The following is an 18,975-nucleotide window of genomic DNA, read 5'->3' as shown; positions in this document are numbered from 1 at the left end:
GGCCCGGCGCTCTTGGCTCAGCCCTCGCAGGGCTTCAGGTCCAGCTCGAACACCAGGTCGTAGCGGCCGTTGATCGCGATCAGTGCCTGGCGGACCACACAGTCGTCGCGATGCCGCGCGACCAGATCGGTGAAGATCTTCTCGCGGCCTTCGCAGTACTCGGCATTGGCCACTTCCAGCTCACGGCGGCGCTCGTCGTCGTAGGGTTCCTCGCCGGCAAAGTGCTGGCAGGTGTTTTCGCGCGCGAGGAAGGCCTGCACATCGCTGGGCATCTGGCAGTAGATGCGCACGTCGTCGGCGTCATACACGTCGGCAGGAACCGGGCAGTCGGCAGCGGGGGGCGGCCCGGCTGTGGGTGCGGCGTTCGGCGCGACGGCGGCGGCGCTGACCGCTGCCTGCGGCGAGCACGCCGCAAGCAGGGACAGGCAACCGATCAGCGCCAGGCGCTTAGTCGGCACGGCCGGCGAATTCGCCGGTGGCGGTGTTCACCAGGACGCGCTCGCCGTTGACGATGTACTCCGGAACCATGATCTCGATACCGGTGTTGAGCTTGGCCGGCTTCGGGCGCTTGGTGGCGGTGCCGCCCTTCAGTTCCGGCGGGGTCTCGATCACTTCCAGCACCACCGAGGCCGGCAGCTGGATCGCCACCGGCTGCTCGTCGATCACCTGCACGTAGATGCCGGTCAGGCCGTCGGTGATGTAGCCGGCGTCGTCGCCGATCACGTCCGCATCCAGGGTGTAGGGGGTGTAGTCCTCGTCATCGAGGAACACGAACGCGTCGCCATCCTTGTACGAATAGGTGGACTGGCGGCGCAGCAGTTCGACTTCGACCAGATTGTCGTCGGCATCGAAGCTGGCATCGAGCTTGTTGCCGCCCGGCACGCTGTACATGATGAAGCGGAAGCGGACGTTGCCGCCGCGACCCTGCGGCGAGCTGCGCTCGATGTCGCGGATCTGGTAGACGCCGTTGTTGTACTCGACGACGTTGCCCTTCTTGATGTCGTTGGCTTTCATGGTGATCTGGCTGGTTGGGGGAGGGCGCCGTCCCGGCGCCCGGGGGAATCACTTCGGAGCGAGGCGGGTAGCGCCGTCCAGGCGGATGGTCTCGCCGTTGAGATAGGTGTTGCCGAGGATGAAGCCGACCAGGCTGGCGAAGTCTTCCGGCTTGCCCAGACGCGACGGGAACGGGATCGAGGCGGCCAGCGACTGCTGCACGGCCTCGGGCATGCCGTCGACCATCGGCGTCCAGAACACGCCCGGTGCGATCGTATTGACGCGGATGCCGAAGCGCGACAGTTCGCGTGCCATCGGCAGCGTCATCGACACCACGCCGCCCTTGCTGGCGGCATAGGCGGCCTGGCCGATCTGGCCTTCGTAGGCGGCGATGCTGGCGGTGTTGATGATCACCCCGCGCTCGCCATCGGTGCCCGCCTCGTTGTGCTGCATGCGGTTGGCTGCGGCCTTGGCGACGTTGAAGCTGCCGATCAGATTGACCATCACCGTGCCCTGGAAACCGGCCAGCGGCATCGGGCCTTCCTTGCCCAGCACACGACCGGCGCCGAGGATGCCGGCACAGTTCATCGCCACGTTCAGGCCACCGAGGAAATCGTGGGCCTGGTCGATGGCCGTAGCAACCGCCGCCTCATCACTGACGTTGACGTTGAAATAGCGGGCCTTGTCGGCGCCCAGTGCGGCAACGGCGCCAGCGCCCTTGTCATCGTTGAGGTCGAACAGGGCCACCTTGCCGCCCTGGGCGACGAGGTGCTGGGCCACGGCCAGGCCGAGGCCGGAGACGCCGCCAGTGATCACGGCACGTACGGAAGACAGCTGCATTGAACGGTCCTGCAGGTTCGAGAACCGCCGATTCTAACGGAAGCGGCGACCGTCGCCGTTGTGCACTGCGCCGCCCCGGCGGGAGCGGCGCAGTGGGGTGTTCAGCCGGCCGCCGCGAGCGCCTGGCCGGTGCGGCTGGCGGTAGCGCGGCCCAGCAGGCCGGCCAGCCAGCGGCCGGTCTCGGCCAGCGCCGGCAGGTCCACGCCGCTGTCCAGGCCCAGCCCCTGCAGCAGATAGACCACGTCTTCGCTGGCAACGTTGCCGCTGGCGCCCTTGGCATACGGGCAGCCACCGGCACCGGATACCGCGCTGTCGACCACGCGCACACCTTCTTCCAGGCAGCTGGCGATGTTGGCGATGGCCTGGCCGTAGGTGTCGTGGAAGTGCACGGCCAGTGCCGTCATCGGAATCTCGGCGGCCACCGCCTGCAGCATCGCCCGCGCCTTGCGCGGGGTGCCGACGCCGATGGTGTCGCCCAGCGAGATTTCATAACAGCCCATCTGGTACAGGGCGCGCGCCACGCGCACCACGTCGGCCAGCGGCACGTCGCCCTGGTAGGGGCAGCCGAGCACGGTGGAGACGTAGCCGCGCACGCGCACGCCATCGGCGGCGGCGCGACGCAGGATCGGCTCGAAGCGGGCCAGCGACTCGTCGATGCCGGCATTGGTGTTGGTGCGGTTGAACGCTTCGGAGGCCGCGGTAAACACCGCCACTTCCTCCACGCCCACCGCACGGGCACGGTCGTAACCCAGTTCGTTCGGCACCAGCACCGGGTAGTGGATGCCGGGCCGGCGCTGGATGCCGGCATAGACCTCGGCGGCATCGGCCAGCTGCGGAACCCACTTCGGGCTGACGAAGCTGGTCGCTTCGATGCTGCGCAGGCCGGTGGCCGACAGCCGGTTGATCAGTTCGATCTTGTCGGCGGTGACCACCGACTGCTTTTCGTTCTGCAGGCCGTCACGCGGGCCGACCTCGACGATGCGTACGTAGTCGCTCATGCCGCCACCTCGCCGGCGGGGCGGTGGCAGACCGCCTCGATGTTGTTGCCGTCCGGGTCGAGCACGAAGGCGCCGTAGTAGTCCGGGTGGTACCACGGGCGCAGGCCCGGGGCGCCGTTGTCGCGGCCACCGGCGGCGAGCGCGGCGGCGTGGAAGGCATCCACCTGGGCGCGGCTGGCGCAGGCGAAGGCCACGTGCACGCCCTGGCTGGCGGTGCCGCCATTGCCTAGCCAGAAGAACGGCTTGCCGTCGCTGCCGAAGCCGATGTGATCGTGGGCGCCGGTCTGCTCGGCGGTCACTTCCATCACCACGCCGATCTGCAGCGGCGCCAGCGCCTGCAGGAAAAAGGCCTTGCTGCGCGCCAGGTCGGCGCTGGTCAAACCAAGATGATCGAGCATGTTCAGGCTTCCGTGACCCAATGGGGTGCGCGCTTGTCGAGGAAGGCGCCCAGGCCTTCCTGGCCCTCGGCGGACACCCGCAGGCGCGCGATCAGGGCGGCATTATCCCGATCCAGCGCGTCACGGTCATGGCTGTCGCGCACCTGCCGGACCAGTTGCTTGGCCGTGGACGAGGCGATCGGGCCGGCCTTGTCGAGCAGCGCCAACTGGCGTTCCAGGGCTTCGTCCAAACGCTCGGGCTCGACCAGCTGGTGGACCAGGCCGATGCGCAGGGCCGTTTCGGCATCGAAGTGCTCGCCGGTGGCGAACCAGCGGCGGGCCTGGCGCGGGCCGATGGCCTCGATCACGTAGGGCGAGATCACCGCCGGCAGCAGGCCCAGGCGGCTCTCGGTCAGGCCGAAGCGGGCCGAGGCGCTGGCAATGGCGATGTCGCAGCAGGCGACCAGACCAACGCCGCCACCGAAGGCGGCGCCATGGACCCGGGCCAGGGTCGGCTTGGGCAGCTCGTCCAGGGTGCGCATCAGCCGGGCCAGGGCCAGCGAGTCCTCGCGGTTGTCGGCCTCGCTGGCGGCGGCCATGCCGCGCATCCACTGCATGTCGGCGCCGGCGGAGAAGGAGGGGCCTTGGCCGGCCACCACCACCGCGCGCACCGCATCATCGCGCCCGGCGGCTTCCAGGGCGGCGGTCAGCCGGGCGATCAGGCCGGCGTCAAAGGCATTGTGCAGCTCCGGCCGGTTCAGCCAGAGGGTGAGGACGGCGCCGCTGCGCTCGATCTGCAAAGCATCGTTCATGGGATTCCAGGGTCACTCCATACCTGTATGGATCATAGCGGGCCATTGGTCATGGGCCATGACGCGACGCGGGAATGTTAGAATCGAGAACCATTTACATCCAGCAGAGATTACGCTAGATGACGCTGTCCGAACTGCCGCTGCACACCTCGGCCGTGGTCGAGTCCGTGCAGGACCTGCATGCCAACGATGCCATTGCCCGTCGCCTGCGCGAGCTGGGTTTCGTCAAGGGCGAGGAAGTGCGCCTGGTGGCCAAGGGTCCGGTGGGAGGGGAGCCGCTGCTGGTGCAGGTCGGCTTCACCCGGTTCGCACTGCGGATCAGTGAAGCCAAGCGCGTCGTGATCGACGCCGCCAGCCAGGAACGACGTGCATGACCGCCACTGCCTCCACCGCCCCCCTGCGCGTCGCGCTGGTCGGTAACCCGAATAGTGGCAAGACCGCGCTGTTCAACCAGCTGACCGGCAGCCGGCAGAAGGTCGCCAACTACACCGGCGTCACCGTCGAGCGCAAGGAAGGCCGCCTGCGTGCGCCGTCCGGCCGCGAATTTGCCGTGCTCGACCTGCCGGGCGCCTACAGCCTGCAGCCGGCCAGCCTGGACGAGGCGATCACCCGCGACCTGTGCCGCGGTTTCTACCCGGGCGAAGCGGCGCCGGACGTGCTGCTGTGCGTGATCGATGCCACCAACCTGCGCCTGCACCTGCGCTTTGCGCTGGAACTGCGTGAGCTGGGCAAGCCGATGGTGGTGGCACTGAACATGGTTGACGCGGCCCAGCGCCGCGGTATCCAGGTGGACGTGGCTGCGCTGGAGCGCGAGCTGGGCGTGCCGGTGGTGGAAACCGTCGCGGTGCGCAAGCAGGGTGCCAAGGCCCTGGTCGAGCGCCTGGACGCGATGGTGCCGCACCTGGACGCGCCGGTGCCGGGCCCGGAAGGCGGCATCGACTACCACGCCAAGGTGCGCCAGATCCTGTCGGTGGCCGTTCGCATGCCGGCACGTACCGCCAAGATCGATGATGCGCTGGACCGCTGGCTGCTGCATCCGGTGTTCGGCCTGATCAGCCTGGCGGTGGTGATGTTCCTGATCTTCCAGGCGGTGTACGCCTGGGCGACGCCGCTGATGGACGGTATCGAGGCTGGCTTTGCCTGGCTCGGCCAGTTCGTCGGCAGCGTGCTGCCGGAAGGGCCGCTGGCCAGCCTGCTGACCGACGGCATCATCGCCGGCGTCGGTGGCGTGGTGGTGTTCCTGCCGCAGATCCTGATCCTGTTCTTCTTCATCCTGGTGCTGGAGGAATCCGGTTACCTGCCGCGCGCGGCGTTCCTGCTGGACCGCATGATGGCGGCCGCCGGCCTGTCCGGCCGCTCGTTCATCCCGCTGCTGTCCAGCTTCGCCTGTGCAGTGCCGGGCATCATGTCCACCCGCAGCATCCAGGATCCGCGTGACCGCCTGGCTACGATCCTGGTGGCGCCGCTGATGACCTGCTCGGCGCGTTTGCCAGTGTATGCACTGCTGATCGGCGCGTTCATCCCGCAGAAGACGGTGTGGGGCGTGTTCAACCAGCAGGGCCTGGTGCTGTTCGGCCTGTACGCCGCCGGCATCCTCAGCGCGCTGGCAATGTCGTGGATCATGAAGAAGTGGCGCCGCGACAAGAGCGAGCACCCGCTGATGCTGGAGCTGCCGTCGTACCGCCTGCCGCACGTGCGCGACCTGGCGGTGGGCCTGTACGAGCGCGGCATGATCTTCCTCAAGCGCGTCGGCGGCATCATCCTGGCGCTGACCATCCTGCTGTGGGTGCTGCTGTCGTTCCCGACGGCCCCGGCCGGCGCCACCATGCCCGCGATCGATTACAGCTACGCCGGCCAGATCGGCCATGCGATGGCAGTGTTCTTCGCGCCGCTGGGCTTCAACTGGCAGATCTGCATCGCGCTGATCCCGGGCTTGGCCGCGCGCGAAGTGGCGGTGGCCTCGCTGGCCACGGTGTATGCCCTGTCGGCGGCCGATGACGATGCCGCCAGCCAGGCACTGACCCCGCTGATCAGCGATGGCTGGTCGCTGGCCACCGCGCTGTCGCTGCTGGTCTGGTACATCTACGCGCCGATGTGCATCTCGACGCTGGCCACCATCAAGCGCGAGACCAATTCGTGGAAGCAGATGGGTTTTGCCGCGTTCTACCTGTTCGCGGCGGCCTATGTGGCAGCGCTGATCACCTACCAGGTGACCGTGGCGCTGGGAGGCGGCTGATGGACGTGGGGCTGCTGCTGCAGTACCTGATCATCGCGGTGGCCGTGCTGGTCAGTGCCTGGGTGGTGTTGAAGAAGCAGTTCCCGGGCACTGTGCGCAAGCTGCGCGGTGCACTGGCGCTGGCGCTGTTGAAGCCGGGCCGCGCGGCCTGGATGCAGGCGCTGGGGCGCAAGGTCGCACCGCCGGCGAGCGGCGGTGGTGGCGCCTGCGGTGGCTGCGACAGCTGCGGCCCCACCAGGAAGTAGCGTCGAGCTTGCTCGACTGCTTCGATCCGCCGAGGGCCGCTCGGGTTCAGACCTCTCTGCGGATGATCGCCCGGAAGCTCCCGTCCTGATTCAACCGGCGCACCGCTTCGCGGTTGCCGTGGGTTGCCGCGAAGCCGGCCACGTCGGCCAGGGCATCGAGCAGCAGGCATTTCATCGCGTCACGATTGCCCGCCTCGAGCAGGTCATCAAGATCCTGCTGGGTGAAGCGCCGGCGAAACCCTGGCGTCTCTTCGATCCGCCAATCGACATGGGGCGTGGGAATGCTGGTGCGGTACCGGAAGGCGTTCTCCAGATCGCAAGGCTCAAGCGGGTGTTCAAGCAGCTCTGCAAAGTAGAGCCCGGCATTGACGTAGAAACCTCGGCTCTCGCTGGCACGCTGGTGATTGATCACCAGCGAGGCGCCTTCCAGCAGCCGGTAGCGGGTGGTGGAGGTTCCGGCAAAGCCTGTCTTCTTCGCGCATTTACTGAAAACAGTTGCGGATTTCATGGGCTGTGCCTGGGCCGGGAGAGGGGCTCCCAGCCTTGAGGCGCGGTGATTCCAGGTCAATTGGCAAAAGCGACACATGAGCCGGGGCCGGCATTCCAGCCACGCATGGCGTGGATCTACCGGGCCCGTGCGCCGAGTTCTGCCGCCAGCGCCAGCCACGTTGCGCGTTGTGCGGGCGTGCTGCTGCGTACCGCGCCAAGCCGGCTGATCTTCACCGGGCGGATGCCGCAGAACGCCAGGATCGTGGCGCGGAGCTGGGCAATGCCCGGGTCGCGGTAGATCCAGCGGTAGTACCACGGTGGCGTGTCCAGCGTGGTGATCACGCGCGCGCTGTGCCCGGCCAGCAGCCGGTCCCACCACACCGAGCCGCGCCGGTAGCGGAAGGCGAAGCCCGGCAGCAGCACGCGATCGAAGAACCCCTTCAGCAGGGCCGGCATCGCGCCCCACCAGGTGGGATAGACCAGTACCAGATGGTCGCAGGCCAGGATCGCATCGGCAGCGTCCTGCAGGTCGGCTTCAAGTGGCTGGATCTGACGGTAGCCGTGACGTAGCACCGGGTCGAACTGAAGCTCGCCGAGTGCGATCAGGCGCACCCGGTGCCCCGCATTCTCGGCGGCGGTGGCGTAGCGATGGGCGAGGGCGCCGCACAGGCTGTCACGATCGGGGTGGCCAAGCAGGATCAGGATGGAGCGGGACACGGCAACCTCGGCAATGGAAAGTGCGCGAGGGTGCGGTCTGCCCCTGGGGCAGAGTCAAACGCCGGTGGCGCAGCCGCTGGCGGCCACAACGCAGTCGCCGCTGCCGGAATGCAGCCACTGCCGTAGTTCATCGCTGACCTGCTGCAGGGCGAGGTCAACCTGCTCCAGTCGCGCGCGCTCGCCGGCAATGTGCTTGCGCTGTTGATCCAGCAAGGCCAGTACGGCCGGCCAGTCGAGTCGGCCGTCGGATGCTTGCAGGCGCGAGATCGCGGCCAGCGTGATGCCCAGCGCCAACGCCTGGCGAATCAGTTGCACCCATGCCACGTCCTGTTCGCTGTAGTCGCGATAGCGGTTCACGCGCGGCACCGGCGGCAGCAATCCACGTGCCTCGTACAGGCGGATGGCTTTGGCACTGGCACCGGTCAGCCGGCTGACCTCGGAGATGCGCACCGGTTCAGTCCCTTACCAGACCGCCATCCACCACCAGGTTCTGGCCGGTCACCGCGCGTGACCACGGGCTGGCGAAGAACAGCGCGGCATCGGCGAACTCGGCCGGGGTGGTGACGCTGCGCAGCGGCGTGTTGGCGGCGATGTAGTCGAATACCGCTTCCGGCGTGGCGGCGCTGGCATCGGTGGTGCGCAGCAGGCCACCGGACAGCATGTTCACGGTGATCCCGTGCGGGCCGAGATCGCCGGCCAGGGTGCGGGTCAGCGACAGCAGCGCGGCCTTCGCCGCGGTGTAGTCGTGGTAGGGCACCACCGGGATCTGGAACAGGTTGGTGCCGATGTTGATGACGCGGCCGAAGCGCCGGGCCTGCATGCCGGGCAGGGCGGCCTGCACCGTGTTCAATGCACCGCGCACGCTGCCTTCGAACTGTGCCTGGAAGGCCGGCCAGCCGATGTCGGCAGCGCCGTCGCGGGCGTCACCATTGAACGAGAATGTGGCCAGCGCGTTGTTGACCACGGTGGTCACGCCCTGGCCGAAGTGGGCCAGCGCGTGCTGCAGCATCGAGTCCACCTGGGCGCGGTCGGTGATGTCAGCCTGCAGGGCGATGGCCTGCCCTCCCAGTTCGCTGGCCAGTGCGCGCGCGGCAGCCTCGCTGTGGCGGTAATTGATGATCACCCGTGCGCCCTGCGCGGCGAAGGCGTGGGCGATGTGTTGGCCGAGGCCGCGACCGGCGCCGGTGACCAGCACCAGCTGTTCGCTGATCTGCATGAGGGGGCTGCCATCCATTGCATGAAAGGGCATGCAGCGTAGCAGTGATGGCGCTTGCCGGAGCGGGCGTGCTGCCGCTAGCCTGCAGGCATGAACCAGACTCCTCTGCGATTGCTCATTCACGGCGCTTCCGGGCGCATGGGCCAGGCCCTGCTGCGGCTGGCCGCCGAACATCCCGACAGCCTGCAGATCGTCGCGGCGGTGACCGGCCGTGCGCCGGCCCAGCGCGTGGTCGATGGCGTGCCGTTCTTCGCGGCCAGCGAGCTGCCCGGTGCGCCGGCGTTCGACGTGGCGATCGACTTCAGCCTGCCCGAAGGCTTCGACCCGATGCTGGCGCTATGCGTGGAGCGCGGCGCCGGCCTGGTTTCCGGCACCACCGGTATTTCCACGGCGCAGCGGCAGGCGCTGGACACGGCGGCGACGCAGATCGCGCTGGTCTGGGCCTCGAACTTCAGCCTGGGCGTGGCGGTGCTGGACGAGCTGGTCGAGCGCGCGGCGCAGGCGCTGGCCGGCTGGGACTGCGACATCGTCGAATCGCACCACACCCAGAAGAAGGACGCGCCGTCGGGCACCGCGCTGACCCTGGGTGCGGCCGCGCAGCGGGGCGGGGCGCAGCCGCACTACGCCAGTCTGCGTGCCGGCGACATCGTGGGTGAGCATCTGGTCCAGTTCACCGGCCCGGGCGAGCGCATCGAGCTGGTGCACCGGGCGACCAATCGCGACATCTTCGCCCGCGGCGCGCTGTTCGCCGCCCGTCAGCTGCGCGGGCGGGCCCCGGGCAGCTACCGGGTGCGTGATCTGCTGCAGTAATACGGTAGTGCCGGCCGCTGGCCGGCAGCCTCGGGGCGGCTGGGGCCGTTGGGATTGCCGGTCAGCGGCCGGCACTACCGTAGGACGAGGGTCCTTTTCCCTAAGGAAAAGGGATCCGACCCCGGCCAGGCCACTTTGCACACGCGGGCGTATTGAAATGAATGCGCAATCGCCTGTTCATCAAGCGCGATAACCGCTGGCGCGAGCGCCCCGGCAGCGCTACAATTCGCACTCGCCGAATCACCAAAGCCGGACCGGTCCTGTACCGTACGTCCGCGCTTTTTTGCAACCCGATTCCCGAGAAGCACAGGCGTGACTTCGGCACCCCCTCGGTAGCCAAAGTGAGATTTCCGTGACCCAAGCCGCAATCCTCGTCCTCGAAGACGGCACCGTATTCGAGGGCGAATCCGTAGGCGCGCCCGGCCTGTCCGTCGGTGAGGTGGTGTTCAACACCGCCATGACCGGTTACCAGGAAGTGCTGACCGACCCGTCCTACGCCCGGCAGATGGTCACGCTGACCTATCCGCATATCGGCAACACCGGCATGACCGACCAGGACAATGAAGCGTCCAAGGTGTGGTCGGCCGGCCTGATCGTGCGCGACGTGCCGCGCCGTCCCAGCAACTGGCGCAGCCAGGTGTCGCTGCAGGACTGGCTGATCCAGCGTGGCGTGGTCGCCATCGCCGGTATCGACACCCGCAAGCTGACCCGCATCCTGCGCGATAAGGGCGCGCAGAACGGTGCGCTGATGGCCGGCGACATCAACGTGGAAAAGGCACTGGAAGCGGCCCGCACGTTCCCGGGCCTGAAGGGCATGGATCTGGCCAAGGTCGTCACTACCGAGAAGACCTACACCTGGACCGAGGGCCAGCTGGACCTGGACGCCAATGCCTTCGTCAGCGTGCCGGCCCGGTTCAAGGTCGTGGCCTACGACTTCGGCGTGAAGACCAACATCCTGCGCATGCTGGCCGAGCGCGGCTGCGAAGTGACCGTGGTGCCGGCCCAGACCCCGGCCGCCGAAGTGCTGGCGCTGAAGCCGGACGGCGTGTTCCTGTCCAACGGCCCGGGTGACCCGGAACCGTGCGACTACGCCATCGAAGCGATCAAGACCTTCATCGACGTGAAGATCCCGACCTTCGGCATCTGCCTGGGCCACCAGCTGCTGGGCCTGGCCTCGGGCGCGAAGACCATGAAGATGGGCCACGGCCATCACGGCGCCAACCACCCGGTGCAGGACCTGGACAACGGCCGGGTGATGATCACCTCGCAGAACCACGGTTTCGCGATCGATGAAGCGACCCTGCCGGCCACCCTGCGCGTGACCCACCGCTCGCTGTTCGACGGTACCAACCAGGGCGTCGCCCGGACCGACGTGCCGGCATTCTCGTTCCAGGGCCACCCGGAAGCGTCGCCGGGCCCGACCGATGTCGGCCCGCTGTTCGACCGCTTCGTGGCGCTGATGGAGCAGGCCAAGGCGTGATCAGTACGCCGCCGGCCCGCCGGTGGCGTCGCGATGGACCGAAAGCCCCCGCATCGCTGCTGCCCCTGGCGCGGCGCTGCGGATCAAGATTCCTGATCGACAGCGTGCGATCACTCCCCCTTGTCACGCTGTACTGACTTAGAGAAGAAAATGCCCAAGCGCACTGACCTCAAGACCATCCTCATCATCGGTGCTGGCCCGATCGTCATCGGCCAGGCCTGCGAGTTCGACTACTCCGGCGCCCAGGCCTGCAAGGCCCTGCGTGACGAGGGTTACCGCGTGGTGCTGGTCAACAGCAACCCGGCCACGATCATGACCGACCCGGAGATGGCCGACGCCGTCTACATCGAGCCGATCAACTGGCAGACGGTCGAGAAGATCATCGCCAAGGAAAAGCCCGACGCGCTGCTGCCGACCATGGGTGGCCAGACCGCGCTGAACTGCGCGCTGGACCTGGCCGACCACGGCGTGCTGGAGAAGTACAACGTCGAGCTGATCGGCGCCAAGCGCGAAGCGATCCGCATGGCCGAAGACCGCGAGCTGTTCCGCGTGGCCATGGGTGAGATCGGCCTGGAATGCCCGACCGCCGCCGTCGCCCACACCCTGGACGAAGCGCTGGAGATCCAGACCCGCGTCGGCTACCCGACCATCATCCGCCCCAGCTTCACCCTGGGCGGCAGCGGTGGCGGCATCGCCTACAACCGCGAAGAGCTGGTGGAGATCGTCAGCCGCGGCCTGGAGCTGTCGCCGACCACCGAAGTGCTGGTGGAAGAGTCGGTGCTGGGCTGGAAGGAGTTCGAGATGGAAGTGGTCCGCGATACCGCGGACAACTGCATCATCGTCTGCTCGATCGAGAACCTGGACCCGATGGGCGTGCACACCGGTGACTCGATCACCGTCGCCCCGGCACAGACCCTGACCGACAAGGAATACCAGCGCCTGCGCGATGCCTCCATCGCCGTGCTGCGCAAGATCGGCGTGGATACCGGCGGCTCGAACGTGCAGTTCGGCATCAACCCGAAGACCGGCCGCGTGGTCGTGATCGAGATGAACCCGCGCGTGTCGCGTTCCTCGGCGCTGGCCTCCAAGGCCACCGGCTTCCCGATCGCCAAGGTCGCCGCCAAGCTGGCCGTGGGCTACACCCTGGACGAACTGAAGAACGAGATCACCGGCGGCCTGACCCCGGCCTCGTTCGAGCCGTCCATCGACTACGTGGTCACCAAGATTCCGCGCTTCGCCTTCGAGAAGTTCCCGGCGGCCGACGCGCGCCTGACCACCCAGATGAAGTCGGTGGGCGAGGTGATGGCGATGGGCCGTACCTTCCAGGAGTCGGTGCAGAAGGCGCTGCGTGGCCTGGAAACCGGCAAGGTCGGCTTCGATCCGACCGGCCTGGACCTGGGCAACGAAGAAGACCTGCAGACCCTGCGCCGCGAACTGAAGGCACCGGGTCCGGAGCGTCTGTTCTACGTGGCCGATGCGTTCCGCGCCGGCATGAGCGTGGAAGAGATCTACGCGCTGTCCTTCATCGATCACTGGTTCCTGGACCAGATCGAAGAGATCATCGCTGCCGAGGCTGACGTCGCTGCCGGTGGCATCGATGCGCTGGATGCTGCACGCCTGCGCAAGCTCAAGCGCGCCGGTTTCTCCGACGCCCGCCTGGCACAGCTGACCGGCACCAACGAAGCGGCCATCCGCGCGCTGCGCCGTGCGCACAAGGTGCGCCCGGTCTACAAGCGCGTGGACTCGTGCGCCGGTGAGTTCTCCACCGGTACCGCCTACCTGTACTCGACCTACGAGGACGAGTGCGAGGCCGCGCCGAGCAACCGCGACAAGATCATGATCCTCGGCGGTGGCCCGAACCGCATCGGCCAGGGCATCGAGTTCGACTACTGCTGCGTGCACGCGGCGCTGGCGCTGCGCGAGGATGGTTATGAAACCATCATGGTCAACTGCAACCCGGAAACCGTGTCGACCGACTACGACACCTCCGATCGCCTGTACTTCGAACCGCTGACCCTGGAAGACGTGCTGGAAATCGTCGAACTGGAACAGCCCAAGGGCGTGATCGTGCAGTACGGCGGCCAGACCCCGCTGAAGCTGGCGCGCGCGCTGGAAGCCAACGGCGTGCCGGTGATCGGCACCAGCCCGGACTCGATCGACCTGGCCGAAGACCGCGAGCGCTTCCAGCAGTTGGTCGACAAGCTCGGCCTGAAGCAGCCGCCGAACCGCATCGCCCGCAACGACCAGGAAGCCCTGCTGCTGGCCCGCGAGATCGGCTACCCGCTGGTGGTGCGCCCGAGCTACGTGCTGGGCGGCCGTGCGATGGAAATCGTCTACGGTGAATCCGACCTGGCCCGCTACGTGCGCGACGCGGTGAAGGTGTCCAACGATTCGCCGGTTCTGCTGGACCGCTTCCTCGACAACGCCGTCGAGTGTGACGTCGACATCATTGCCGACAAGGATGGCAACGTGCTGATCGGCGGCGTGATGGAGCACATTGAAGAGGCTGGCGTGCACTCGGGCGACTCGTCCTGCTCGCTGCCGCCGTACTCGCTGTCGGCCGAGACCCAGGCCGAGCTGCGTCGCCAGGTGGTGGAGCTGGCCAAGGCCCTGAACGTGGTCGGCCTGATGAACACCCAGTTCGCGATCCAGACCAGCGATGAAGGTGCCGACACCATCTACCTGCTGGAAGTGAACCCGCGTGCCTCGCGCACCGTGCCGTTCGTGTCCAAGGCCACCGGCATGGCGCTTGCCAAGATCGCTGCCCGCTGCATGGCCGGCAAGACCCTGGCCGAGCAGGGCGCGACCAAGGAAATCGTGCCGGACTACTACTCGGTGAAGGAAGCGATCTTCCCGTTCGCCAAGTTCCAGGGCGTCGATCCGATCCTCGGGCCGGAAATGCGCTCCACCGGGGAAGTGATGGGCGTGGGCCGTACCTTCAACGCCGCCTTCGCGCGGGCGCAGGAGGCCGGTGGTATCAAGACCCCGCCGATCGGCAAGGCCTTCGTGTCGGTGCGCGATCCGGACAAGAAGCGCGTGCTGCCGGTGGCCAAGGCGCTGCTGGCGCGTGGCTACAGCCTGGTGGCCACCCGTGGCACTGCCGCGTGGCTGCAGCAGCACGGCATGGACTGCGAGATCATCAACAAGGTGGTCGAAGGCCGTCCGCACATCGTCGACTCGATCAAGAACGGCGAGATCGTCTACATCGTCAACACGACCGAAGGTCGCTCGGCGATCAACGATTCGTTCTCGATCCGTCGCGAGGCGCTGCAGCATCGCGTTACCTACTCGACCACCATTGCCGGCGCCAAGGCGCTGGTGGATTCACTGGAATTCCGCGGCACCGGCCCCGTCTGGTCGCTGCAGGAGCTGCACAAGGAGTTGAATGCATGAGAGCCCCCATCACAATGAAGGGCGCGCAGAGGTTGCGCGATGAACTGGATCACCTGAAGTCGGTCAAGCGTCCGAAGGTCATTGCGGCCATCGCCGAGGCGCGCGAGCACGGTGACCTGAAGGAGAACGCCGAGTACCACGCTGCGCGCGAGGAACAGGGCTTCATCGAAGGCCGCATCAAGCAGCTGGAAGGCGAGCTGTCGCACGCCGAGATCATCGACGTGAGCAAGCTCAACGCCGGTTCGAAGGTGGTGTTCGGCGCCAGCGTGACGCTGGCCGACGTGGAAACCGACGAAGAGAAGAAGTACCAGATCGTCGGTGACCTGGAAGCGGACATCAAGCTGGGCCTGATCGCGATTTCCTCGCCGGTGGCGCGCGCGATGATCGGCAAGCTGGAAGGCGACTCGATCGTGATCGACGCCCCGGCCGGCCAGCGCGAGTACGAAATCGTCAGCGTCAGCTACGTGGACTGACGCGTGGCAACGGCGACCCTGCTGTTGCCGGCACGCAGCCGCTTTGCTGCAGCTGCGCTGCCGGATGATGTGGCACGCGCGCTCGGCCGTGCCACCACGCTGCAGGTCGCGCCGGGCGAACGCGCGCAGCTGACGCGCCATTTCACGGTCGCCGCGCCGCATTGGCCGGTGGCCGCGTTGACCCGCCAGCGCGACGTCGGCGACGCCGCCGGCGCCGCCTGGCTGCGCGCCGACCCGGCCTGCATGGTGCCGGACATGCACGGCGCACGGATGATGGCCTACGGCGAAACGCTGCGGCCAACGTTGGCCGACAGTCTGGCCCTGCTGCCGGTACTGCAGCCGCTGTTCGCCGACGCCGGTTTTGTGCTGGATGCGCCCGATCCCTCGCGGTGGTATCTGCGATTGCCGATCGATCTGGCGTTGCCGGATTTCGACAGCCCCGACGAAGTGCTGGGCGATGACCTGTTCTCGCACCTGCCCGAAGGCGAGGGCGGTCGTCGCTGGCGCGCGCTGATGACCGAAGCGCAGGTGCTGCTGCACAACCATTCCTGGAACCAGCAACGTGCCGCGCAGGGCCAGCAGCCGATCAATTCGCTGTGGTTCTGGGGCGGTGGCGTGATGCCTGTGTCGGTCAGCACCGCGCACGCGCAGGTGCGCAGCCGCGACGCGCTGCTGCAGGGCCTGGCCCAGGCCGCAGGCGTTGCCGTCGATGGCGAGCAGGCGGTGGATGCCCTGGTCGACCTGCGCCAGCTGCGTTCATTGCAGCAGTTGGGCAGCGATGCGATCCGCCCGTTGCTGGCCGCGCTCAAGCGTGGCGAGCTGCAGCGGTTGGTGCTCGATTTCGAGGATGGCCTGCAGTTCCAGCTCGACCGTGGCCAGCGCTGGCAGTTCTGGAAGAAGCCGCGCCAGCTTCACGATTGAGCGCCGATTGGATCCGGTAGAGTCGACTGACAGTCGACTGCACCGGTCGGTTGCCGTGGCGGTATCATCGACGGGTCTTTCGTAACCGGCGATGCCGATGTCCCTTGCCGCCGAATCTGTGCAGCCCGCCTCCGATACGCCGATGATCCGCCGCCGCGATGCAGTCATGCCCGGTGCGTGGCCCGACGGCACGCTGCCACTGCTTGCACGCCTGTACGCCTCCCGCGGCGCGCACACCCCGGAACTGGCACTGCCCAAGCTGGGCAACCTGCATGCGCCGGAACTGCTGACCGGCATCGATGATGCAGTGGGACTGCTGATCGAGGCCATCGCCAACGACAAGCGCATCCTGGTGGTCGGCGATTTCGACTGTGATGGCGCCACCGCCTGTGCGGTGGGCGTGCGTGGCCTGCGCATGCTCGGCGCGCAGCATGTCTTGCACGCCGTGCCGAACCGCATGGTGCATGGCTACGGCCTGTCGCCTTCGCTGGTGGAGGAACTGGCCGCACTGCGGCCGGACCTGCTGGTCACCGTCGACCACGGCATCGCCTGCCATGCCGGCGTGACCGCGGCCAAGGCGCGCGGCTGGCAGGTGCTGGTCACCGACCATCATCTGCCCGGCCCACAGCTGCCGCCGGCCGACGTCATTGTTGATCCCAACCTGGACGGCGATGCCTTCCCCAGCAAGTCGCTGGCCGGTGTCGGCGTGATCTTCTACGTGTTGATGGCGCTGCGCCGGCAGATGCGCGAGGCCGGCGTCTTCGCCGATGGCAAGGGCCCGGACCTGACCACGCTGCTGGACCTGGTAGCGGTCGGCACCGTCGCCGACCTGGTGGCGCTGGACCCGAACAACCGTGCACTGGTCAGTGCGGGCCTGCGCCGGCTGCGGGCGGGGCAGGGCTGTGTCGGCCTGCGCGCCCTGATCGAAGCCAGCGGCCGCGATGCTGCGCGACTGACCGCCACCGACATCGGCTTCGCGCTGGGGCCACGCCTGAATGCCGCCGGCCGGCTGGAAGACATGGCGCTGGGCATCGCGCTATTGCTGACCGAGGATCCGCGCCAGGCGCGCGAGATCGCGCAGACGCTGGAGCAGATCAATGCGGAACGCCGCGCGGTGCAGCAGTCGATGACCGACGATGCCGAGCAGGCGCTGACCCGCGTGGTGCTGGAGATGGCCGGGCAACGGCCGGTGGCGGCCTGCCTGTTCGATGCCGAGTGGCATCCGGGCGTGGTCGGACTGGTCGCGTCGAAAATGAAGGATCGCCTGCATCGGCCCGTCATCGCCTTCGCCCCGGCCGAACCCGGTGCCGACACCCTGCGTGGTTCGGCGCGTTCGATCCCTGGCCTGCATATCCGTGACGCACTGGCGTTGGTCGATGCACGCCATCCGGGCCTGATCGAACGCTTCGGCGGCCACGCCATGGCAGCCGGCCTCAGCCTGCGCCTGGATCACCTTGAAGACTTCAAGGCCGCCTTCATCGCCGTCGTACTTGAAATGCTCGACCCGGCAGCACTTCAACAGCAGGTGCTCAGCGACGGCGAACTGGCGGCGGACGAACTGGACCATCGCCACGCTGATGCGCTGCGTCTGGCCGGTCCTTGGGGGCAGGGCTTCCCCGAGCCGCTGTTCGATGGCCATTTCGAGGTGGCCAACTGGCGCGTGCTGAAGGAGCGCCACCTCAAGCTGGAACTGCGCCTGCCGGGCGTGCCCGGCACGATCAACGCGATCCATTTCGGCGGCTGGCATGGCAATGCGCCGAGCCGCCACGTGCGTCTGGCCTACCGGCTGGCCTGCGATGACTATCGCGGCGGCAGCGCCATCCAGCTGATCATCGAGCATTGCCTGCCGGCGTGAGCGGCTGCGTTGCCTCGCGCATCGGCATGCGCGAGGCCGTTGTCAGGCTCAGTGCTGGATCCTGCTGACGACGGTGGGCATTTCCCATGCGCCACCGGCGGTCACCATCCGGCACAGGCCGGAGGTGGCTTCACTGGTTGCCACGAAGCGCTTGCCATCCCAGCCCCAGTCGGCGGTCCAGCCGCAATCGCCGAGGCCGCGGCCCTTCTGCCAGGCGCTGATGGTGGAGCCGTCGTTGTCGGTCCCGGAGGTGGTCACCAGCACGGGCTGGAACGGCGCCTTGTCGTTGGCTACCCAGAAGCCGTAGCCCTCGTTGTACGCGGCGCGCCAGCACAGCGTCGACACCAGTACCTTGTCCTTCGACAGGCGGGTGACACTCAGTTCCTGCGGCTCGCTGATCATCGGATCGCCCTCGGCGCTGATCGCGCTGCAGTCATCGCCCGGCGTCGCGCTGCGCAACGCAGCCCGCAGCGCAGACGACTGCTCCAGCGCGGCATCGCCGGCGCGCGTGGGTGCCAGCTTGGCCAGCACCACCACCGGCACCGGCAGTGCCGGCAGCACCTTGCCTTCACTGGCGCTTCCCTTGCGCATCAGTGCGCCCGTGGTGCCAAGGCGGCCCTGGAATTCGTCCATCTTCAGCAGCACCGCCGAGGCGCCGCGGTCGGACAGCGTCCAGCGCTGCTGGCCGTTGCCGATCACCACGATGCGGCTGCTGCGGGTCAACGCGGCCAGCAGGGCATCGGTCTGTGCGGCGGAAAGCGTGGCGCCGCCGCCCTGCAGCTGCAAGCGGCCCAGATCCTTGCCGTTGATCTGCAGCTGCGCCTGCGCCGGGGGCCTCGGCGAGTCCTCGTCGTACTGACCCAGCAGCAGCTGCGCGTCGACGCGCTGGCCGGGCCCGGCGGCGCGGGTCAGCAGTACCGACACTGGCGCTGCATCACCTTCGTCCTGCTGGTAGCCCGCCGCGCGACAGGTACGGGTGTTGTCGCAGGCCAGGGTCCAGTCGTGGTGGGTGAAGGGGAAGGGCGCCGAAGGGGCGGCAGCGGCCGGCAATGACGCGGCCAACAGGACACAGAGATACAGCGGGCGCATGACACATCCTTTTGAAAGCGGGCGCACATGG

At 67.7% G+C, this 18,975-nt stretch carries 20 protein-coding genes; 9 read left to right on the top strand and 11 right to left on the bottom strand.

Annotated features, from left to right (window positions below):
- Positions 1–17: 17 nt before the first annotated feature.
- The 6 genes from LZ605_RS06265 to LZ605_RS06240 all read right to left on the bottom strand — a co-directional run bounded on the left by LZ605_RS06265 (position 18) and on the right by LZ605_RS06240 (position 4,020).
- On the bottom strand, positions 18–458 hold the full coding sequence (locus LZ605_RS06265; protein WP_249844144.1) for a hypothetical protein: 441 nt from the start codon (positions 456–458) through the stop codon (positions 18–20).
- Complete coding sequence (yeiP, locus tag LZ605_RS06260; protein WP_005409468.1) at positions 448–1,014, bottom strand: elongation factor P-like protein YeiP; 567 nt, start codon at positions 1,012–1,014, stop codon at positions 448–450. The genes LZ605_RS06265 and yeiP overlap by 11 nt, the downstream gene beginning before the upstream one ends.
- 48 nt (positions 1,015–1,062) lie before the next feature.
- Positions 1,063–1,833 carry an SDR family oxidoreductase gene (locus LZ605_RS06255; RefSeq protein WP_249844143.1) on the bottom strand — a complete coding sequence of 257 codons (771 nt, stop codon included), beginning with the start codon at positions 1,831–1,833 and terminating at the stop codon, positions 1,063–1,065.
- A 101-nt stretch (positions 1,834–1,934) separates the two neighbouring features.
- On the bottom strand, positions 1,935–2,831 hold the full coding sequence (locus tag LZ605_RS06250; RefSeq protein WP_249844142.1) for a hydroxymethylglutaryl-CoA lyase: 897 nt from the start codon (positions 2,829–2,831) through the stop codon (positions 1,935–1,937).
- Complete coding sequence (locus LZ605_RS06245; RefSeq protein ID WP_249844141.1) at positions 2,828–3,229, bottom strand: VOC family protein; 402 nt, start codon at positions 3,227–3,229, stop codon at positions 2,828–2,830. Before LZ605_RS06245 ends, LZ605_RS06250 begins: the two co-directional genes overlap by 4 nt.
- 2 nt (positions 3,230–3,231) lie before the next feature.
- Positions 3,232–4,020, bottom strand: coding sequence for an enoyl-CoA hydratase/isomerase family protein (locus LZ605_RS06240; RefSeq protein WP_249844140.1), 789 nt, complete (start codon positions 4,018–4,020; stop codon positions 3,232–3,234).
- A 119-nt stretch (positions 4,021–4,139) separates the two neighbouring features.
- On the opposite strand from LZ605_RS06240, the gene LZ605_RS06235 reads away from it, so the two are divergent.
- The 3 genes from LZ605_RS06235 to LZ605_RS06225 are packed head-to-tail and all read left to right on the top strand — an operon-like array spanning position 4,140 to position 6,501.
- Complete coding sequence (locus LZ605_RS06235) at positions 4,140–4,394, top strand: FeoA family protein (protein WP_107232447.1); 255 nt, start codon at positions 4,140–4,142, stop codon at positions 4,392–4,394.
- Entirely contained in the window at positions 4,391–6,256 is a 1,866-nt protein-coding gene (feoB, locus tag LZ605_RS06230) for a ferrous iron transporter B (protein ID WP_249844139.1), read from the top strand. Before LZ605_RS06235 ends, feoB begins: the two co-directional genes overlap by 4 nt.
- Complete coding sequence (locus LZ605_RS06225; protein WP_249844138.1) at positions 6,256–6,501, top strand: DUF6587 family protein; 246 nt, start codon at positions 6,256–6,258, stop codon at positions 6,499–6,501. The genes feoB and LZ605_RS06225 overlap by 1 nt, the downstream gene beginning before the upstream one ends.
- Positions 6,502–6,547: 46 nt before the next feature.
- Here LZ605_RS06225 and LZ605_RS06220 read toward each other — a convergent pair whose 3' ends face one another.
- From LZ605_RS06220 to LZ605_RS06205, 4 genes are all read right to left on the bottom strand, one after another.
- Positions 6,548–7,009, bottom strand: a complete 462-nt coding sequence (locus LZ605_RS06220) for a DUF4304 domain-containing protein (RefSeq protein ID WP_249844137.1) — start codon at positions 7,007–7,009, stop codon at positions 6,548–6,550.
- A 116-nt stretch (positions 7,010–7,125) separates the two neighbouring features.
- Positions 7,126–7,707 carry an NAD(P)H-dependent oxidoreductase gene (locus LZ605_RS06215; protein WP_249844136.1) on the bottom strand — a complete coding sequence of 194 codons (582 nt, stop codon included), beginning with the start codon at positions 7,705–7,707 and terminating at the stop codon, positions 7,126–7,128.
- A 54-nt stretch (positions 7,708–7,761) separates the two neighbouring features.
- Entirely contained in the window at positions 7,762–8,157 is a 396-nt protein-coding gene (locus LZ605_RS06210; protein WP_249844135.1) for a MerR family transcriptional regulator, read from the bottom strand.
- Positions 8,158–8,161: 4 nt separating this feature from the next.
- On the bottom strand, positions 8,162–8,923 hold the full coding sequence (locus LZ605_RS06205; protein ID WP_423172549.1) for a 3-oxoacyl-ACP reductase: 762 nt from the start codon (positions 8,921–8,923) through the stop codon (positions 8,162–8,164).
- 138 nt (positions 8,924–9,061) lie between these two features.
- Between LZ605_RS06205 and LZ605_RS06200 the strand changes: the two genes are divergently transcribed.
- From LZ605_RS06200 to recJ, 6 genes are all read left to right on the top strand, one after another.
- Positions 9,062–9,733, top strand: a complete 672-nt coding sequence (locus LZ605_RS06200; protein ID WP_409461441.1) for a 4-hydroxy-tetrahydrodipicolinate reductase — start codon at positions 9,062–9,064, stop codon at positions 9,731–9,733.
- A 352-nt stretch (positions 9,734–10,085) separates the two neighbouring features.
- Positions 10,086–11,213, top strand: a complete 1,128-nt coding sequence (gene carA, locus LZ605_RS06195; protein WP_249844133.1) for a glutamine-hydrolyzing carbamoyl-phosphate synthase small subunit — start codon at positions 10,086–10,088, stop codon at positions 11,211–11,213.
- A gap of 150 nt (positions 11,214–11,363) precedes the next feature.
- The gene (carB, locus tag LZ605_RS06190; protein ID WP_249844132.1) at positions 11,364–14,606 is read left to right on the top strand and encodes a carbamoyl-phosphate synthase large subunit; all 3,243 of its coding nucleotides are present in this window, start codon (positions 11,364–11,366) and stop codon (positions 14,604–14,606) included.
- Between the two features lie 8 nt (positions 14,607–14,614).
- Entirely contained in the window at positions 14,615–15,079 is a 465-nt protein-coding gene (greA, locus tag LZ605_RS06185; RefSeq protein ID WP_170272484.1) for a transcription elongation factor GreA, read from the top strand.
- A 3-nt stretch (positions 15,080–15,082) separates the two neighbouring features.
- A complete protein-coding gene (locus LZ605_RS06180) occupies positions 15,083–16,000 on the top strand; it encodes a phosphoglycerate mutase (RefSeq protein WP_249844131.1) in 918 nt (305 codons plus the stop codon).
- A 97-nt stretch (positions 16,001–16,097) separates the two neighbouring features.
- Positions 16,098–17,855: a single-stranded-DNA-specific exonuclease RecJ gene (gene recJ, locus LZ605_RS06175; protein ID WP_249844130.1), complete on the top strand. Its 1,758-nt coding sequence runs from the start codon at positions 16,098–16,100 to the stop codon at positions 17,853–17,855.
- A gap of 48 nt (positions 17,856–17,903) precedes the next feature.
- Here the strand turns inward: recJ and LZ605_RS06170 are convergent, their stop codons facing one another.
- The gene (locus LZ605_RS06170; protein WP_249844129.1) at positions 17,904–18,944 is read right to left on the bottom strand and encodes a DUF1176 domain-containing protein; all 1,041 of its coding nucleotides are present in this window, start codon (positions 18,942–18,944) and stop codon (positions 17,904–17,906) included.
- Between the last annotated feature and the right edge of the window lie 31 nt (positions 18,945–18,975).

Origin of the sequence: Stenotrophomonas maltophilia (assembly GCF_023518235.1) — a bacterium.
GTDB lineage: Bacteria > Pseudomonadota > Gammaproteobacteria > Xanthomonadales > Xanthomonadaceae > Stenotrophomonas.
The sequence above is the reverse complement of the archived record's forward strand: the minus strand, read 5'-3'. Positions and strand labels throughout refer to the sequence as shown.

What these genes read in the sequence shown, in the direction of transcription:
- LZ605_RS06245 (WP_249844141.1), bottom strand. Translation starts at nt 3,229, where the DNA reads ATGCTCGATCATCTTGGTTTGACCAGCGCCGACCTGGCGCGCAGCAAG.
- LZ605_RS06170 (WP_249844129.1), bottom strand. Translation starts at nt 18,944, where the DNA reads ATGCGCCCGCTGTATCTCTGTGTCCTGTTGGCCGCGTCATTGCCGGCC.
- carB (WP_249844132.1), top strand. Translation starts at nt 11,364, where the DNA reads ATGCCCAAGCGCACTGACCTCAAGACCATCCTCATCATCGGTGCTGGC.
- LZ605_RS06240 (WP_249844140.1), bottom strand. Translation starts at nt 4,020, where the DNA reads ATGAACGATGCTTTGCAGATCGAGCGCAGCGGCGCCGTCCTCACCCTC.
- recJ (WP_249844130.1), top strand. Translation starts at nt 16,098, where the DNA reads ATGTCCCTTGCCGCCGAATCTGTGCAGCCCGCCTCCGATACGCCGATG.
- LZ605_RS06200 (WP_409461441.1), top strand. Translation starts at nt 9,062, where the DNA reads ATGGGCCAGGCCCTGCTGCGGCTGGCCGCCGAACATCCCGACAGCCTG.
- LZ605_RS06255 (WP_249844143.1), bottom strand. Translation starts at nt 1,833, where the DNA reads ATGCAGCTGTCTTCCGTACGTGCCGTGATCACTGGCGGCGTCTCCGGC.
- yeiP (WP_005409468.1), bottom strand. Translation starts at nt 1,014, where the DNA reads ATGAAAGCCAACGACATCAAGAAGGGCAACGTCGTCGAGTACAACAAC.
- feoB (WP_249844139.1), top strand. Translation starts at nt 4,391, where the DNA reads ATGACCGCCACTGCCTCCACCGCCCCCCTGCGCGTCGCGCTGGTCGGT.
- LZ605_RS06235 (WP_107232447.1), top strand. Translation starts at nt 4,140, where the DNA reads ATGACGCTGTCCGAACTGCCGCTGCACACCTCGGCCGTGGTCGAGTCC.
- LZ605_RS06205 (WP_423172549.1), bottom strand. Translation starts at nt 8,923, where the DNA reads ATGCAGATCAGCGAACAGCTGGTGCTGGTCACCGGCGCCGGTCGCGGC.
- LZ605_RS06250 (WP_249844142.1), bottom strand. Translation starts at nt 2,831, where the DNA reads ATGAGCGACTACGTACGCATCGTCGAGGTCGGCCCGCGTGACGGCCTG.
- LZ605_RS06220 (WP_249844137.1), bottom strand. Translation starts at nt 7,009, where the DNA reads ATGAAATCCGCAACTGTTTTCAGTAAATGCGCGAAGAAGACAGGCTTT.
- LZ605_RS06225 (WP_249844138.1), top strand. Translation starts at nt 6,256, where the DNA reads ATGGACGTGGGGCTGCTGCTGCAGTACCTGATCATCGCGGTGGCCGTG.